The following is a 14,923-nucleotide window of genomic DNA, read 5'->3' as shown; positions in this document are numbered from 1 at the left end:
AGGACTACGAGACCCGCACCGCCAAGGCGGAGGGCTTCCTCTACTACGGGCACGGGGATTGGAACTTCAAGGGCGGCTACGGCTTCTCGCTCCATGATGGGATCCTGGTCACCAACGGAGGCCGCGCCCACCTGCGCGGCTGGCAGGTGCACACCCAGAGTGTGTCCGCCAGCCACCCGAACTGGTTCGCCCAGGTCTCCCGCACCTCCAGCGAGGCGGGTGATTCGTTCCAGCTGGAGCGACTGGCGGGAGTTGTCCAGGGCGGCGGTGGCGTTCCGAGCGATCCAGCCTCGGTGGAGGCGATCCGGGAGCAGATCAAGCTCATCGACCACAGCCAGATCATCGACTCGGAGGTCCAGCACCAGAACACGCTCGGAGGAGTGAAGCTCATCGCGGGCCTCCAGCTGCGCCTGTACAAACCGAGTACCGAGGGCACGTCCCTGGCGGACGGGGGCGGCAAGAGTCTGAGCGCCACGGAGCTCGGTGGGTATGTGCAGGCGGACCATTCGTTGCTGCGTGACACGCTGAGGCTGGTGGCGGCGGCTCGGCTCGATACCCACTCCAACTACACGCCGCAGTTCAGCCCCAAGGCCGCGGTGGTCTACCGCCTGACCCGCACCCAGCACCTCCGGGTGGGCTACAACCGGGCGTTCAAGAGCCCCACCCTCCTCGAGAACTTCCTGCTCCTCAACAACAGCCTGCTGGGCAACCGGACCGGATTCCTCATCAAGGACGCGGAGGGAAACCTCGTGTCGGAGATCCGTCCGCTGGTGCCGGAGCAGGTGGACTCGGTGGAGCTGGGCTACAAGGCGACCTTCTTCAATCAGCTCCTGGTGGATGTCGTCGGCTACCACTCCTGGTACCAGAACTTCATCAGCGCGCTGACGGCGCGGGCCAATCCCGCGCAGGACACCTTCGCCTTCTACCCGGATGGCCGGCCCGTGGCGGAGGGGACCCCCACACAGGGCAGCCTCTCCACCTTTTTCAACTTCGGCCGCTCGCGTGTGGCCGGGGTGGACCTCGGGCTCGAGTACCAGCTCACCCCTCGCGTCCTCCTCGGCGGCAGCGCCTCGTACATCCGGCTGCTCGGCTTCGGCCATTCCGAGCCGACCCAGAAGGCGCTCCTGCTGAACGTGCCGGAGCTGAAGCTCAAGGGTTCCGTCACGCTGCAGGACCTGGTGGTGAGGGGCTCGTTCGTGCGGCTCTTCGGTCGCTACCAGTCGGCCCATGCGTTCAGGGCGGGCCGGTGGGACAGCGAGCTGTTCTTCCAGGACGGGAAGGTCCCGGCGCGCTTCGTGGCGGACCTCGGGTTGGGCTACACCTTCGACAATGGCCTGGCGGTGAGCGCCAACGTCTTCAACCTCCTGGATGACAAGGGCGTGGAGGTCCTCGGCGCGGCTCCCACCGGGCGCTCCGGTTTCGTCCAGCTCTCGTACTCGTACGCGGGGCTCGACTTCTAAGCCATGGGAACCAAGTTCTTTCAGGGGTGCTCTTGTAGCAAAGAATGGGGCACCTTCTGGCCGCGCGCCGTGCTGACTGGTCCGACCATTGGACCAGTTGCTCCCGAGCGTGGCCGGAACCTCCCCCCTGAAGCGTCTTGGTTCCTATGGCTTGGTCGACTAGAAGTGAGACAGCTCACGGGGAGAGGGATTGGGAGGGGCGTGTCCGCAAACCCACCGGCACGTAGCACTTCCCCTGGTACTCGGCCTGCTCCTCATGGCACGGCGGGCGGCGTGCGATCTCCATCCAGCAGCCACCGTTGATCGCGACCTCGTCCCGCCGGGTGCGGCAGGGCGGCCTGGCCTGATCCGAGAAGGGCTTGTCGGGCAGTGGGTAGGCGATACCCGTCGGTCCTTGCTCCTCATTGTTGACGAAGAAGGGGGACCGGAGCCCGGCGTCAGCCAGCACACCGAGGCCGGAAGTCGAAGATGGCGGTGTGGGAGGAGCCATCTCACGGCTTCCCGTGCCCAACAACCAGAAGCTCCCGCCCAGCACGAGCACGGCGAGTCCCACGGCCACCAGTGCCTTCAGGGGAGGGGGCCTCCGCCACCGACCCATCGGCTCACGCGTCAGGTGGGCGCGCATCCTGGCATTGCCTCCCACGGCGTCGAGCGCCGCGAGCAGTATCGTCAGCTCCTTCAAGTTGCCCGAGGCCGGCGCCTGTTCCACCTCCAGGGAGATGAAGGGCGGCGTGGCCTGGAAGGAGGCGCGCACCTTCCAACTCTTCCTGGGTGCCCAGGTGGGCCGTGGCCCGGGCATCATCACCAGGGCGGGGGCGCCCGTCTCGACGTTGCGCGCCTCGTGGATGTGGCCCAATTCCGCCGCCGCATGTTTGCTCCGTCTTCCGATTCGGAGCGAGCCCACCGTCCTGCCGTTCTTCTTCGTAGCCGTCATGTGCTGTTCCCTCCCGCGCTTTCCTACCCCGCCCGAGTGGCGTCAGCGAAAGCGCGGGGCGCACGATTCATACCACGGCTGGAGTTCCCTCCAAGGGGAGAACCCGCGAGGTCATGCCCCTGCGTCATCGAGGATCTACCGCGCTCGGGAGAGGACGTTCGACTTCGGCTACTGAACCTGTCTCCGGCGGCGAATGCACGCCGGGCTGGTGGAGAGGTGGTGCATCCCCTTGGGGCTCGCCAGCCTGCTCTTTTCCTGTCCCGGCGGCCCTGCCGTGAGAGGTGAGGCCGGGGACCTCGGTCGGAGGGGAACGCGTTCGCGTGACTCCCCCATCCCCGTGGGATAGCAGTGTTCGTCATGGAGTTCCGGAACCAGGAAGAGCCACGGCCGCCGCGTCGCGAGCGAATCACGTCCATCGATGCGCTACGCGGGCTGGTGATGCTGTTGATGCTCGTGGATCACGCGCGGGAGTTCTTCTACCTGCATGCGCAGGTGACGGATCCGATGGACCTGTCCATCACCCCTCCCGCGCTGGCGTTCACACGGCTCACCGCCCACCTGTGCGCACCGGTGTTCGTGCTGCTCACGGGTCTGGCCACCTCGCTCTACGCCGTCAAGCACGGCGGACCGGGGGCGGCTTCCGCCTTCCTCCTCAAGCGGGGCCTGTTCCTCGTCCTCCTCGAGGTGACGCTCGTGAATTTCGCGTGGACCTTCGCGCTGCCGCCGCGAATCCTGTACCTCCAGGTCATCTGGGCCATCGGGTTGAGCATGATCGCATTGGCGGGTCTGCTGTGGCTGCCCCGTCCCGTGCTCCTCGCCGTGGCGCTGGCCATCATGCTCGGCCACAACCTGCTCTCTCCCCTCGACTTCGCGCCGGGAGAGCCAGGCCATGCGCTCTGGGCCATTCTCCATGATCGCGGCTGGCTGCACTTGCCCGGGGGATTGGTGGCACGCACCTCGTACCCCGTCCTGCCGTGGGTGGGCGTCATCGCCGCCGGGTATACGCTCGGCGGGTTGTTCCGGGCGGGGGTCCCTTCGGACGCGCGACGGCGAGGGCTCGTGCGTCTGGCCGGAGCGGCGCTGGCGGGCTTTGGGTTGTTGCGCGCGCTCAACGGATACGGCGAGCCCGTCCCGTGGCGCACGGGCTCCGACGCGCTCGGGACCGTGCTGTCGTTCCTCAACCTCACCAAGTACCCGCCCTCGGCGGACTTCCTGTTGCTGACGCTCGGCGTCGGCCTGCTGCTGCTCGCGCTGTTCGAGCGCTGGCCGGGCCGGGTGACGGACGCACTTGGTGTGTTCGGGGGAGCGCCGCTCTTCTTCTATCTGCTGCACCTGTACGTTCTGCACGGGCTGTACCGGCTTGGATTGGCGTTGCTTGGCCCGAACGTCGGTGAGCGGCTGGGCGTTGGCTCTCCGCTCCAGTTGTGGTTCCTGGCGGCGGCGGTAGTCGTGCCGCTCTACCCATGCTGCCGCGCTTTCGTCCGGCTCAAGCGCCGCAGTGGCAGTGTCTGGCTGAGCTACCTCTAGCAGGCTGCTGAAAAAGTCAGGATTGAGCGGCGAGCGGAAGGGCAGGTGGCTGAAAAGGCGAAGGGCCCGGAATCGACTCGCGATTCCGGGCCCTTCTTGTTGGCGAGGAGTACGGGACTTGAACCCGTGGCCTCCGGCGTGACAGGCCGGCGTTCTAACCAACTGAACTAACTCCCCACGACACTCACACTTCCACTACCACAACTGCTGCTTGGGCGGAACAGGGATTGAACCTGTGACCCTCGCCTTGTAAGGGCGACGCTCTACCGCTGAGCTATCCGCCCCTCGCTTGCGTCACCGCGTCGCGACGGGGCGGCCTTGTATCGACCGCCATCATCACTGTCAAGCATACGTTTAGCGGGGCGGGATCATTTCGCCAGCGGGCGCGGTGCATGCCGCTCGGCAGGTCGGTGTCCGACGCGAGGACTGAGTCCTCCGGGCATCGGCGCGCCAGAGGAAAGAACGTTGACCCGGATGACTCCACCGGACACAACCCTCCACCGCAGCCCTCTCCGAGAGGGAGAGGGGGCATCCACGGAGCCCACCCCTTGAACGACCGCCTCCTCCGCGCCGCTCGCCGCCAGCCCACCGACACCACGCCCGTGTGGTTGATGCGTCAGGCTGGCCGCTACCTCCCCGAGTACCGCGCCGTGCGCGGCACCATCGCCTTCCTCGACCTCTGCAAGAACCCGGACCTCGCCGCCGAGGTGACGGTCCAGCCCATCACCCGCCTGGGCGTGGATGCGGCCATCATCTTCTCGGACATCCTCATCCCCGTGGAGGCGATGGGGATCACCCTGGAACTCGGCGACAAGGGGCCGCACTTCCCCAATCCCGTGCGCACCGCCGCCGACATCGAGCGCCTGGGCGTGCCCGACCCCGTCGAGGGCACCGGCTTCGTCGCAGAGGCCATCCGCCGCACCCGCAAGGCCCTCAACGACTCGGTGCCCGTCATCGGCTTCGCCGGCGCGCCCTTCACCCTCGCGGCGTACATGGTCGAGGGTGGCGGCTCCAAGAGCTACATCCTCATCAAGCGGCTCCTCTTCGAGCAGCCGAAGCTGGCCCACATCCTCTTCGAGAAGCTGACGAGCACGCTCATCCCCTACCTGCTGATGCAGGTGGAGGCCGGCGCGAGCATCGTGCAGATCTTCGACTCGTGGGGCGGAGAGCTGTCACCCTGGGACTACGAGCGCTTCTGCCTGCCGTACCTCACGCGCATGGTGAAGGCGGTGCAGGACAAGGGCGTGCCCGTCATCGTCTTCGGCACGGGCATGTCCAACCACCTGCCGCTGCTCAAGCGCACGGGCGCGGACGTCATCGGCCAGGACTGGCGTACCCCCATCGACGAGGCCCGGCGCGTCCTCGGCCCCGACGTGGCCGTGCAGGGCAACCTGGATCCTCTGCACCTCTTCCTGCCGCGCGAGGAGCTGGAGCAGCGCGTGGTGGACATCCTCCGCCGCGCCGGCCCCGTGGGGCACATCTTCAACCTGGGCCACGGCATCCTCCCGCCCACGGATCCGGACGCCGCGAAGTTCTTCGTGGACGCCGTGCACAAGCACGGCTTCGCCCTCCGCCAGGGCACCTGAGGGCCTGGAGCAGTCGGCTCCCCAACAGCCGGGCACGGCTCCCCGTGCTCGCTTCACAGGGCGAGTGGCGGGAAGGCGACCATCGGGTTGATTCCGGAGTCAATCTCCCGTTGACGCGATGCGCAACGGACCATTAGAAGCGCCTCACCACGCAGGAAGGTGAGGACACATGGCACGCGAGAAGCAGCGCAACGGTCACCGGAGGGTGGCCATCGTCCGCGGGTTGCGGACGCCGTTCGTGAAGGCGGGCAGTGACTTCGCGAAGCTCACCGCGCTGGACCTGGGCCGCATGGTCGTCCAGGAGTTGGTGCAGCGCGCGGAGATCGATCCCAACGAAATCAACCAGCTGGTGTTCGGCCAGGTCATCCCCACGCTCACCGCGCCGTCCATCGCGCGCGAGGTGGTGCTGGCCGCCGGGCTGCCGCGCAAGATTGAAGCGTTCACCGTGGCGCGCGCCTGCGCCACCTCCATCCAGGCCATGACGGCAGCGGCCAACGCCATCGCCGTGGGCGAGGCGGACGTCGCCATCGCCGGTGGCACCGAGTCCATGTCGGACGCCCCCATCTTCACCAGTCGCCCGCTGGCCCAGGCGCTGGTGGCCGCCTCCAAGGCGCGCACCCTCCCGGACAAGCTCAAGGCCTTCCAGACGCTCAAGGCGCGGGATCTGCTCCCGGTGCCCCCGGCCATCGCCGAGTACTCCACCGGCATGACCATGGGCGAGAGCGCCGAGAAGATGGCCAAGGAGAATGGCATCTCCCGCGAGGAACAGGACGGCATCGCGTTCACCTCGCACCAGAACGCCGCGCGCGCCTGGAAGGATGGCTTCTTCGATGCGCAGGTGATGCACGTCGTGGTGCCGCCCAGGTTCGAGAAGGTGTCGCAGAAGGACAACATCGTCCGCGAGGACACGAGCCTGGAGGCGCTCTCCCAGCTCAAGCCCGTGTTCGACCGCAAGTACGGCTCCATCACCGCTGGCAACGCCTCGCCGCTCACCGATGGTGCCGCCGCGCTGCTGCTGATGAGCGAGGAGAAGGCGAAGGCGCTCGGCCTGGAGCCCCTCGGCTACCTGCTCTCCCACGCCTATGCCGCCACGGACCCCGGGGACCAGCTCCTCCAGGGCCCGGCCTACGCGGCCCCCATCGCGCTCCAGCGCGCGGGGATGAAGCTGTCGGACATCGACCTCGTGGAGATGCACGAGGCGTTCGCCGCCCAGGTGGCGAGCAACATTCAGGCGCTGGCCTCCAAGGACTTCGCGAAGAAGGCCGGCTGGAGCGCGCCCGTGGGCGAGGTGGACCGGACGCGCCTCAACCTGTCCGGAGGCTCCATCTCCCTCGGTCACCCCTTCGGGGCCACGGGGGCGCGCATCGTCACCCAGGCCCTGCATGAGCTGAAGCGTCAGAACAAGAACACGGTGCTGTGCACCGTCTGCGCCGCCGGCGGCCTCGGAGCCGCGGTGGTCCTGGAGCGTGCGTGATGGCTGCCATGAAGGCTCAGGAGCTCGAGGCGAAGCAGGGCTTCACCTACCAGGTCGAGGACAACGTCGCGATCCTCGTGTTCGACCAGCCGGGCGAGCCGGTGAACACCCTCTCCCCCGAGTCGGGCGAGGCGTTCACGTCGCTGCTCTCCCGCGCGGAGAAGGACCCCGCGGTGAAGGCGGTCGTCTTCATCTCCGGCAAGAAGGACAACTTCGTGGCCGGAGCGAAGATCGACTTCCTCCAGACCATCAAGACGGCCGCCGAGGCCACCGCCGCGTCGCGCCAGGGACAGCAGGGCTTCGATCGGCTGGAAGCGTTCCCCAAGCCGGTGGTGGCGGCCATCCACGGCTCGTGCCTGGGTGGCGGCCTGGAGTGGGCGCTCGCCTGTGACTACCGCATCGTCACCGACAGCCCGAAGACGACGCTCGGCCTGCCCGAGGTGCAGCTCGGCCTCCTCCCCGGCGCGGGTGGCACGCAGCGGCTGCCGGCCCTCATCGGCGCGCAGGCGGCGTTGGACCTCATCCTCACCGGCAAGAACGTGAAGCCCTCCAAGGCGAAGAAGCTGGGCCTGGTGGACGAGGTGGTGCCCGTGCCCCTGCTGCGCGGCCTCGCCGTGCGGCGCGCCCGTGAGCTGTCCGAGGGCCTCAAGGTGGAGCGCACCCACGGCCAGGGCCTCAAGGCGGTGGCGGAGCAGGGCAAGAAGGGCGGCCTGGGTGGTTTCCTCAAGGGCCTGACCAACAAGGAGCTGTGGACCGAGGTCGCGCTCGAGGACAACCCGGTGGGCCGGAAGATCCTCTTCGACCAGGCGCGCAAGCAGTTGCGGAAGAAGACGCGCGGCAAATACCCGGCGCCGGAGCGGGCGCTGGAGGCCATCCGCATCGGGCTGGAGTCCGGCCGCGCGGCGGGGCTGGAGGCCGAGGCCCGCTTCTTCGGCGAGCTGGTGGTGTCCGACGTCTCCAAGCGGCTGGTGGAGCTCTTCTTCGCCACCACCGCGCTGAAGAAGGAGAACGGCACCTCCAACGCGGACGTGAAGCCGCGCGAGGTGAAGAAGGTGGGCGTGCTCGGCGGCGGCCTGATGGGCGGCGGCATCGCCTACGTCTCCTCGGTGCTCCAGGGCGTGCCGGTGCGTGTGAAGGACAAGGACGACCTCGGCGCGGGCCGGGCCCTCAAGCAGGTGCAGAGCCTCCTCGATGAGCGGGTGAAGAAACGCTCGCTCTCGTGGCGCGAGGCGGCCTCGAAGTCGGCGCTCGTCACCGCGGGCACCGGCTACGAGGGCTTCAAGAGCGTGGACGTGGTCATCGAGGCCGTCTTCGAGGACCTGGCCCTCAAGCACCGCATCATCGGCGAGGTGGAGGCCGTCACGGGCGACCAGTGCATCTTCGCCTCCAACACCTCCAGCATCCCCATCACCGAGCTGGCCAAGGGCTCGCGGCGGCCCGAGCAGGTCATCGGAATGCATTACTTCAGCCCGGTGCACAAGATGCCGCTGCTGGAGATCATCACCCACCAGGGTACCGCCGACTGGGTGACGGCCACCTGCGTCGACATCGGCAAGAAGCAGGGCAAGACGGTCATCGTCGTCAACGACGGGCCGGGCTTCTACACCTCGCGCATCCTCGCGCCGTACATGAACGAGGCCGCGTTCCTGCTCGCCGAGGGTGCCGACATCGCCGAGCTGGACAAGGCGCTCGTCGAGTTCGGTTTCCCCGTGGGCCCCATCACCCTGCTGGACGAGGTGGGCATCGACGTGGCCCAGAAGGTGGGTCCCATCATGGAGGCGGCCTTTGGCAAGCGCATGGCCGCGCCCAAGGCCCTGGAGAAGGTCGTCACCGACGGCCGTCTGGGCCGCAAGAACAAGAAGGGTTTCTACACGTACGACGGCAAGAAGAAGGAGGTGGACGCCTCCGTCTACGAGCTGCTGCCGCACGGCAAGAACCGCAAGCACCTCGACGCACGCGAGATGGCCGAGCGGTGCGCCCTCCAGATGGTGAACGAGGCGGTGCGCTGCCTCGGCGAGGGGATTCTGCGCAGCCCCCGCGATGGGGACGTGGGCGCCATCTTCGGCCTCGGCTTCCCGCCGTTCCTCGGGGGCCCCTTCCGCTACGCGGACAGCATCGGCCCCGCGGAGCTGCTGCGGCGCCTGGAGCACTACCAGGACAAGTACGGCGAGCGCTTCACCCCCGCTCCCTCCCTCATCGACATGGTGAAGGCTGGCAAGACGTTCCACGCGCGGTAGTCCCTCGCGTCGGAAGGGGAGGGGGCCCGTGCTCCCTCTCCCTCCGGCGCCGTGGGCCCTCGTCAGTCGTCCAGCGCGGGCAGCATGCCCACCTTGAGCGAGCTCGGGTGCGCCGCCGAGCGGTACACGCGGTGGGAGGCGCGCACGAAGTCCTCCTCCTTCGCCTCGAAGATGTTGGGCACGAAGGTCTGCGGGTTCCGGTCGATGAAGGGGAACCAGCTCGACTGCACCTGGATCATCACCCGGTGCCCGCGCTTGAAGGTGTGGAGGACGTCGTTGATGACGAAGCGCACCTTCGTCACCTCGCCCGGCTTGAAGGGCTTGGGCTCGCTGTAGCTGTCGCGGAAGCGGCCACGGAACGGCTCTCCGCGCACCAGCGTCTGCTGGTGGCCCCGGTCGCGCGTGCCCGGCTCGTCCTCGTCACCCCTCGGGGAGGCTCCGGGCATCTTGCCGGGGTTCACGTCGATGAGCTTCACCACCCAGTCCGCGTCGGTGCCGGTGGTGGAGACCCACAGCTCCGCCTCCATCGGGCCCGCCAGCGTCAGATCCCTCTCCAGCGGCACCGTCTGGTAGACGAGCACGTCGGGTCGGCGCGCGGCGAAGCGCTGGTCCTCGGTCATGTAGTTCTTGGTCCAGCCCGTCGTGAGCTCCTGCGTGTAGGGCACCGGCTTGCTCGGGTCGCTCACGTACTCGTCGAAGGACTCCTCGGGGCTCGTGGGTTGCGAGTACGTGAGGCCCCCCTTGGGCTGGAAGTAGAGCCGAGCCTCGCGCACCTGCTTGGGCGGCCACGTGTCGAAGCGCCGCCAGCGGTTGGCGCCCGTCTCGAACACCAGGGCCTCGGGCAGATCCGGCTTCTCGCCCCCCTTGAGGTGGTGTTTGAAGAAGGCGAACTCCAGTTCCTGGTAGAGGACGCTCGTCGGGAAGCCGAACTCGGCGTCCCCCAGCGAGGAGCCATCCGTGCGCAGCCAGCCGCCATGCGGCCAGGGACCCATGACGAGCGTGTTGGAGATGCCCGGGTTCTGCTTCTCGATGGCGGAGTAGGTGCGCAGCGGGCCGTACAGGTCCTCGGTGTCGTACCAGCCGCCCACCACCAGCATCGCGGCCTTGATGTTCTTGAGGTGTGGCAGGAGGTTGCGCGACTGCCAGAACGCGTCGTAGTTGGGGTGCGCGACGAGGTCCTTCCAGAACGCGATGTCGCCCTTGAAGTAGCGCGTGTCCGCGTTGCTCAGCGGCCCCAGCTCGAGGAAGAACTGGTAGCCGTCCGGCGTGCCGTGCTCGAAGCGCTTCCACTCCTCGCTGTCGGTGGGCTGAGGCCGGGGCCTGCCGAAGCCCGAGAAGAAGTTGAAGGCCAGCACCAGGTTGAAGGCGCCGTGGCGGTGCATGTCGTCCCAGAACCAGTCGGCGATGGGCGCCTGGGGCGAGGCGGCCTTGAGCGCCGGGTGCGAGTCGATGGCGCCCGCGGACGTGTAGTAGCCGGGGTAGGAGATGCCCCACTGGCCCACGCGGCCGTTGTTGCCCGGCACGTTCCTCACCAGCCACTCGATGGTGTCGTAGGTGTCGGTGCTCTCGTCGATGTCCTTGGGCCCGCGCTTCTTGGCGAGGTGCGGGCGCACGTCGACGAACTCGCCCTCGGACATGTGCTGGCCGCGCACGTCCTGGGCGGCGAAGATGAAGCCGTCCTTCTCGTACTGCGCGTTGGGCCCGAGCCGGCGCGCGTACCGGTCCAACCCATAGGGCGCCACCGTGTAGGGCGTGCGCGTGAGCAGGATGGGGTACGTCTTGCCGGGGCGCGCGTCGTTGGGGACGTAGACGGCGGTGAACAGCTTCGTGCCGTCGCGCATGGGGATGCGGTACTCGAACTTGGTGTAGCGCGAGCGGATGTACTCGGCGCGCTCGGAAGCGTCGCCGGGCCGCTGGGGCTTCGCGGCCTGGGCCCTCGCGGGGCCGGCGAGCGCGAGGAGCACGAACACCATGAGGCCGCGGAACGTGAAGGGCATGCACTCTCCTGGTGGGGAAGGCGGCATTGTCGGTGAACGAGGGCGGCGCGGAAAGCCTCTCTTGACCCTGGCACGTTTCTGGACGATGCCCCCGGCGCCATGTCCCGCTCCGCGTCCCGCACCGTCGCCCTCGTCGCGCTCGGTGCCCTGCTCACCTGCTCCGTCGCCGTGACGCTGGCCGCGCGCTCCTCGCCCGAGAGCTCCAGCCCGGCGCGGGACTCCTGGCCCAATGCCCACCTGCTGGTGGGCTGGGCACGCTTCGACGCGGGTTGGTACGCGCACATCGCCACCGAGGGCTACAGCTACACCCCCGGCCAGCAGAGCCCCGTGGCCTTCTTCCCCGCCTATCCCGTCGCCCTCCGCGGGCTCGGCGCCCTCGGCGTGGACACCTTCATCGCCGGGGTGCTGCTCACCCTCGTCTGCGGCCTGTCCGCCGTGGTGCTCTTCACCCGCTGGGCGAGCCTGCTGAAGGGCGAGGAGGCCGCACGCGACGCGGGGCTGCTCCTCGTCCTCTATCCCTTCGCCTACTACCTCTATGGGGCGATGTACTCGGACGCGCTCTTCCTGCTGCTGGTGGTGGGCGCCTTCTATCTGCTCGAGCGCGGCCAGCTCCTGCCCGCGGTGCTGCTGGGCGCCATGGCCACCGCCGCGCGTCCGGTGGCGCCCGCCCTGGTATTCGGGCTGCTCGTGCGCCGGCTGGAGTGGAAGCGCCAGCGTGGGGAGAAGTGGAGCCTCCAGGACGCGCTGCCGGTGCTCGCCGCCCTGGGGCTCGTCGTCTATGTCCTCTACCTCTGGCGCACCTTCGGCGAGCCCTTCGCCTTCGCCAAGGTGCAGTCCGCCCCGGGGTGGGATCAGCAGCCCGGTTGGCGCACCTGGCTCAAGGTGCGCTGGTTCCAGGGCTTCTCCTCGTCCATGTCCGTGGCGGACGGGCTGCGCCTGGTGGGGCACGCCGCCTTCTCGCTCGGGGCGCTCGCCCTGGTGTGGCCCACCGTGCGGCGGCTTGGCTGGGGCTATGGCGCCTACATCGCGGCCATGGTGGGGATGCCCACCCTCTCCAGCAAGGACTTCATGGGCATGGGGCGCTACCTGCTCGCCTCCTTCCCCCTCTTCCTCACCCTCGCGCTGCTGCTGCACGAGCGGCCCCGCCTGCGCCGGGGGGTGCTCGCCACCAGTGCCGTGTTGCTCGTCTCCCTCGCCGCCGCCTATGGCGCAGGTACCTACGTGTCATGAATGCTCCTCTCTCCGCCGCCCTCGCGGTCTTCTCCCAGCTTCCCCCCGCCGAACGCTTCCACGTCCACGCGCGCGCCTTCTCCGCGCCGCTCGAGGCCCTCGCCGCCCGCGTCCCCCCCGGTGGCGCCGTGGCCGATGTGGGCTGCGGCCATGGCCTGCTCACCGCGCTGCTGGCCTTGAGCGACTCCCGCCGCCAGGTGTGGGGGGTGGATCCTGACCCACGTAAGATTGAAGAGGCCCAGAAAGGCCCGGGCCGTCTGTCCAACGTGAAGGTGGAGGTGGGCACCGTGGAGTCGCTGGCCGAGCGGATGCCGGGCCACTTCGACGCGGTGGTGGTGTGCGACGTCCTCTACCTGCTCCCGGTGGAGCGCTGGCCCGGCTTCCTCGCCGAGGCCCGGCGCCTGCTGCGTCCCGGTGGGCGGCTCCTGCTGAAGGAGGCCGAGGGCGACCGCTCCTGGAAGCACCTCAAGTGCCTGGCGCAGGAGGTGGTGATGGTGAAGCTGCTCGGCCGGACGAAGGCCGGGGGAGCGCTGGTGCTCCAGCCTCGCAACGCGGTGGGAGAGCTGCTGCGGCGGGCTGGCTTCACCCCGCGCGAGACGGTGGAGCTGGGGGCGGGCTACTCCACGCCCCACATCCTCTACGTGGCCAGCGCCGCGTAGGTGGTCAGTTCCACACCGAGCGCCTCCACCCGCGCCCGGACCCGGGGGCTGGTGAGGGCCTCCAGCTCGGATTGCCAGCCGTAGGTCCACCCTGGGTCCTCGGGTACCCAGGGGTGGCCTTCGCCCGGGTGGCAGCCGAGCTCGAAATCTCCCGAGGGCAGCGACTCCAGCAGGGAGAGCAGGGTGGCCTCGGTGAGCTGGCCCGCCTCGAAGACGCCGCCCGCGCTCACCCGACGCACTCCCTCCAGCGGCCTCGGCGCGGCACGGGCCAGCAGCGAGAGCAGCGAGGTCTTCACCGCTGGCCCGGGGGCGCGCAGCCACGAGGCCCGGGGCAGCCGGTCCGGCCAGCGCAGGGGCAGCCCTTCGCGTCGCGCCAGGGCCTCCACCAGCGGGCGCACCCCCGGGAGCAGGTGCAGGTGTTGGTGGGCGTCCAGGTGGTCCACCACCACACCCAGGGCCCGCGCGCGCGCCACCTGCGTGGCCAGCTCCAGTTCCAGTTCCTCGCGGCGCACCTGGCCGGTGAGCCACGCCCGCGCGAAGTCCGCCCAGCTCGCGCGCAGCCGGCCCTCTGGAGCCACCGTGGGCACGTGCGAGGCGGGGGCGGCCGGGGCCAGTCGGGAGGAGAGGGCGAGGTGGACGCCCAGGGCGAGTCCCTGGGCCCGCGCCTTCGCCACGGCCTCCGCGGCGCTGGGGCCGCTCACCAGCAAGGTGGCGCTGGTGACGATGCCCTCGCGGTGCGCCCGGAGGATGCCCGCGTCCAGGGCCGGGTGCAGCCCCAGGTCATCCGCGTTGACGACGAGGCGTGTGGGTGCCCGGCGCACCGGACTACCCGTGGCCGCGCGTCCGCTCGCGCTCGCGCGGCGTGCCGTGCAGCGGGGCCACCGAGGGCGGCAGCCGCACCGGGCGCTTCGCCACCTGGGGGTGACGCGTCTCCGGGTAGAGCTTCACCAGCTCCCGCACCATCTTCAGGATGACGGCGGGCGAGGACAGCGTGGACACGCCGCGCGTGCGCGGGAAGTAGTCCACGCCCATCTGGAAGACGCGGAAGCCCTGGTGGATGGCCTTCACCACCAGCTCCGCGTCGATGAAGGAGCCCTGGCTGTTGAGCTCCACCGCCTCCAGTACCCTCCGGTGCATCACCTTGAAGCTGAAGTTGATGTCCTTGACGAAGACGCCGAAGAGCGAGCGGATGAGCAGGTTGTAGGCGAACGAGTAGACGATTCGCTTGGGCCCCTCGCTGGTGCGGTCGAACCGGAAGGCGCAGATCATGTCCGCCTCCAGGTACTTCATCAGGTGCAGGGCCCGCTCCAGCTCGTTCAAGTCGAACGGCAGGTCCATGTCCGAGTACACCACGATGTCCTTGGTGGACGCGGACAGGCCGGTGCGCATCGCCCCGCCCAGCTTCAGGTTCACCGGATGGGTGATGATCCGCAGCTGCGGGATGCGCGTGGCCAGCTCCTCGCAGACCTCCTGGGTCCGGTCCGTGGAGGCGTCGTTGACGACGATGATCTCGAAGTCATCCGTCAGCTTGGAGAGCACCGCCAGGGCGCGGGAGACGGACCGCTCGACGTAATCCTCCTCGTTCCAGGCGGGAAAGAAGAGGCTGATGCTGGGGGATTTTCCCACGATGGAACCTCGGTGGTGCGCGAGCGTGACGGTGCGGGGTGGGTATCAAACATCCCGGGGCGAGTGCAATCCAACGGTCGCGAGGGACGCCCTGGCGTGGTAGCGTCGGGCATTGGCTCGTTGCGGGAGATGATGTGGGAGACAGGCGTCCCATTTTGCTGGTGGACGAGGTGCCCGAACGACAGGCGGACCT

At 68.8% G+C, this 14,923-nt stretch carries 11 protein-coding genes and 2 tRNA genes; 7 read left to right on the top strand and 6 right to left on the bottom strand.

The window, feature by feature from the left end; all coding sequences use genetic code 11:
• The coding region (locus VF794_RS15570; protein WP_331111151.1) for a TonB-dependent receptor domain-containing protein at positions 1 to 1,460 on the top strand (1,460 nt) is incomplete at its 5' end.
• A 175-nt stretch (positions 1,461 to 1,635) separates the two neighbouring features.
• Here VF794_RS15570 and VF794_RS15565 read toward each other — a convergent pair.
• On the bottom strand, positions 1,636 to 2,394 hold the full coding sequence (locus VF794_RS15565) for a hypothetical protein (protein ID WP_331111149.1): 759 nt from the start codon (positions 2,392 to 2,394) through the stop codon (positions 1,636 to 1,638).
• Between the two features lie 357 nt (positions 2,395 to 2,751).
• On the opposite strand from VF794_RS15565, the gene VF794_RS15560 reads away from it, so the two are divergent.
• Complete coding sequence (locus VF794_RS15560; RefSeq protein ID WP_331111147.1) at positions 2,752 to 3,921, top strand: DUF1624 domain-containing protein; 1,170 nt, start codon at positions 2,752 to 2,754, stop codon at positions 3,919 to 3,921.
• A gap of 100 nt (positions 3,922 to 4,021) precedes the next feature.
• Here VF794_RS15560 and VF794_RS15555 read toward each other — a convergent pair.
• Both VF794_RS15555 and VF794_RS15550 read right to left on the bottom strand, forming a co-directional pair.
• Positions 4,022 to 4,098: transfer RNA gene (locus VF794_RS15555), tRNA-Asp, on the bottom strand.
• A gap of 35 nt (positions 4,099 to 4,133) precedes the next feature.
• Positions 4,134 to 4,205, bottom strand: a tRNA-Val gene (locus tag VF794_RS15550).
• Between the two features lie 264 nt (positions 4,206 to 4,469).
• Here VF794_RS15550 and hemE point away from each other — a divergent pair.
• From hemE to fadJ, 3 genes are all read left to right on the top strand, one after another.
• Positions 4,470 to 5,507: a uroporphyrinogen decarboxylase gene (gene hemE, locus VF794_RS15545; protein WP_331111145.1), complete on the top strand. Its 1,038-nt coding sequence runs from the start codon at positions 4,470 to 4,472 to the stop codon at positions 5,505 to 5,507.
• 169 nt (positions 5,508 to 5,676) lie between these two features.
• Complete coding sequence (fadI, locus tag VF794_RS15540; protein ID WP_331111143.1) at positions 5,677 to 6,981, top strand: acetyl-CoA C-acyltransferase FadI; 1,305 nt, start codon at positions 5,677 to 5,679, stop codon at positions 6,979 to 6,981.
• Entirely contained in the window at positions 6,981 to 9,218 is a 2,238-nt protein-coding gene (gene fadJ, locus VF794_RS15535; RefSeq protein ID WP_331111141.1) for a fatty acid oxidation complex subunit alpha FadJ, read from the top strand. The genes fadI and fadJ overlap by 1 nt, the downstream gene beginning before the upstream one ends.
• A gap of 62 nt (positions 9,219 to 9,280) precedes the next feature.
• Here fadJ and VF794_RS15530 read toward each other — a convergent pair whose 3' ends face one another.
• The gene (locus VF794_RS15530; protein ID WP_331111140.1) at positions 9,281 to 11,215 is read right to left on the bottom strand and encodes a CocE/NonD family hydrolase; all 1,935 of its coding nucleotides are present in this window, start codon (positions 11,213 to 11,215) and stop codon (positions 9,281 to 9,283) included.
• Between the two features lie 99 nt (positions 11,216 to 11,314).
• Here VF794_RS15530 and VF794_RS15525 point away from each other — a divergent pair, with 99 nt between their 5' ends.
• Together VF794_RS15525 and VF794_RS15520 are read left to right on the top strand one after the other, a co-directional pair.
• Entirely contained in the window at positions 11,315 to 12,445 is a 1,131-nt protein-coding gene (locus tag VF794_RS15525) for a mannosyltransferase family protein (protein ID WP_331111139.1), read from the top strand.
• The gene (locus tag VF794_RS15520) at positions 12,442 to 13,104 is read left to right on the top strand and encodes a class I SAM-dependent methyltransferase (RefSeq protein WP_331111137.1); all 663 of its coding nucleotides are present in this window, start codon (positions 12,442 to 12,444) and stop codon (positions 13,102 to 13,104) included. Before VF794_RS15525 ends, VF794_RS15520 begins: the two co-directional genes overlap by 4 nt.
• Here VF794_RS15520 and VF794_RS15515 read toward each other — a convergent pair.
• Positions 13,083 to 13,925: a carbohydrate deacetylase gene (locus VF794_RS15515; protein ID WP_331111135.1), complete on the bottom strand. Its 843-nt coding sequence runs from the start codon at positions 13,923 to 13,925 to the stop codon at positions 13,083 to 13,085. The genes VF794_RS15520 and VF794_RS15515 overlap by 22 nt on opposite strands.
• A 4-nt stretch (positions 13,926 to 13,929) precedes the next feature.
• The gene (locus VF794_RS15510) at positions 13,930 to 14,730 is read right to left on the bottom strand and encodes a glycosyltransferase family 2 protein (RefSeq protein ID WP_331111133.1); all 801 of its coding nucleotides are present in this window, start codon (positions 14,728 to 14,730) and stop codon (positions 13,930 to 13,932) included.
• Positions 14,731 to 14,923 lie beyond the last annotated feature (193 nt).

Source organism: Archangium sp. (assembly GCF_036389735.1).
Taxonomy (GTDB): domain Bacteria; phylum Myxococcota; class Myxococcia; order Myxococcales; family Myxococcaceae; genus Archangium.
The sequence above is the reverse complement of the archived record's forward strand: the minus strand, read 5'-3'. Positions and strand labels throughout refer to the sequence as shown.

Bases quoted from the DNA above. Each gene is read 5' to 3' on its own strand.
- VF794_RS15565 (WP_331111149.1), bottom strand. From the start codon at position 2,394: ATGACGGCTACGAAGAAGAACGGCAGGACGGTGGGCTCGCTCCGAATC.
- VF794_RS15525 (WP_331111139.1), top strand. From the start codon at position 11,315: ATGTCCCGCTCCGCGTCCCGCACCGTCGCCCTCGTCGCGCTCGGTGCC.
- VF794_RS15520 (WP_331111137.1), top strand. From the start codon at position 12,442: ATGAATGCTCCTCTCTCCGCCGCCCTCGCGGTCTTCTCCCAGCTTCCC.
- fadI (WP_331111143.1), top strand. From the start codon at position 5,677: ATGGCACGCGAGAAGCAGCGCAACGGTCACCGGAGGGTGGCCATCGTC.
- fadJ (WP_331111141.1), top strand. From the start codon at position 6,981: ATGGCTGCCATGAAGGCTCAGGAGCTCGAGGCGAAGCAGGGCTTCACC.
- VF794_RS15530 (WP_331111140.1), bottom strand. From the start codon at position 11,215: ATGCCCTTCACGTTCCGCGGCCTCATGGTGTTCGTGCTCCTCGCGCTC.
- VF794_RS15560 (WP_331111147.1), top strand. From the start codon at position 2,752: ATGGAGTTCCGGAACCAGGAAGAGCCACGGCCGCCGCGTCGCGAGCGA.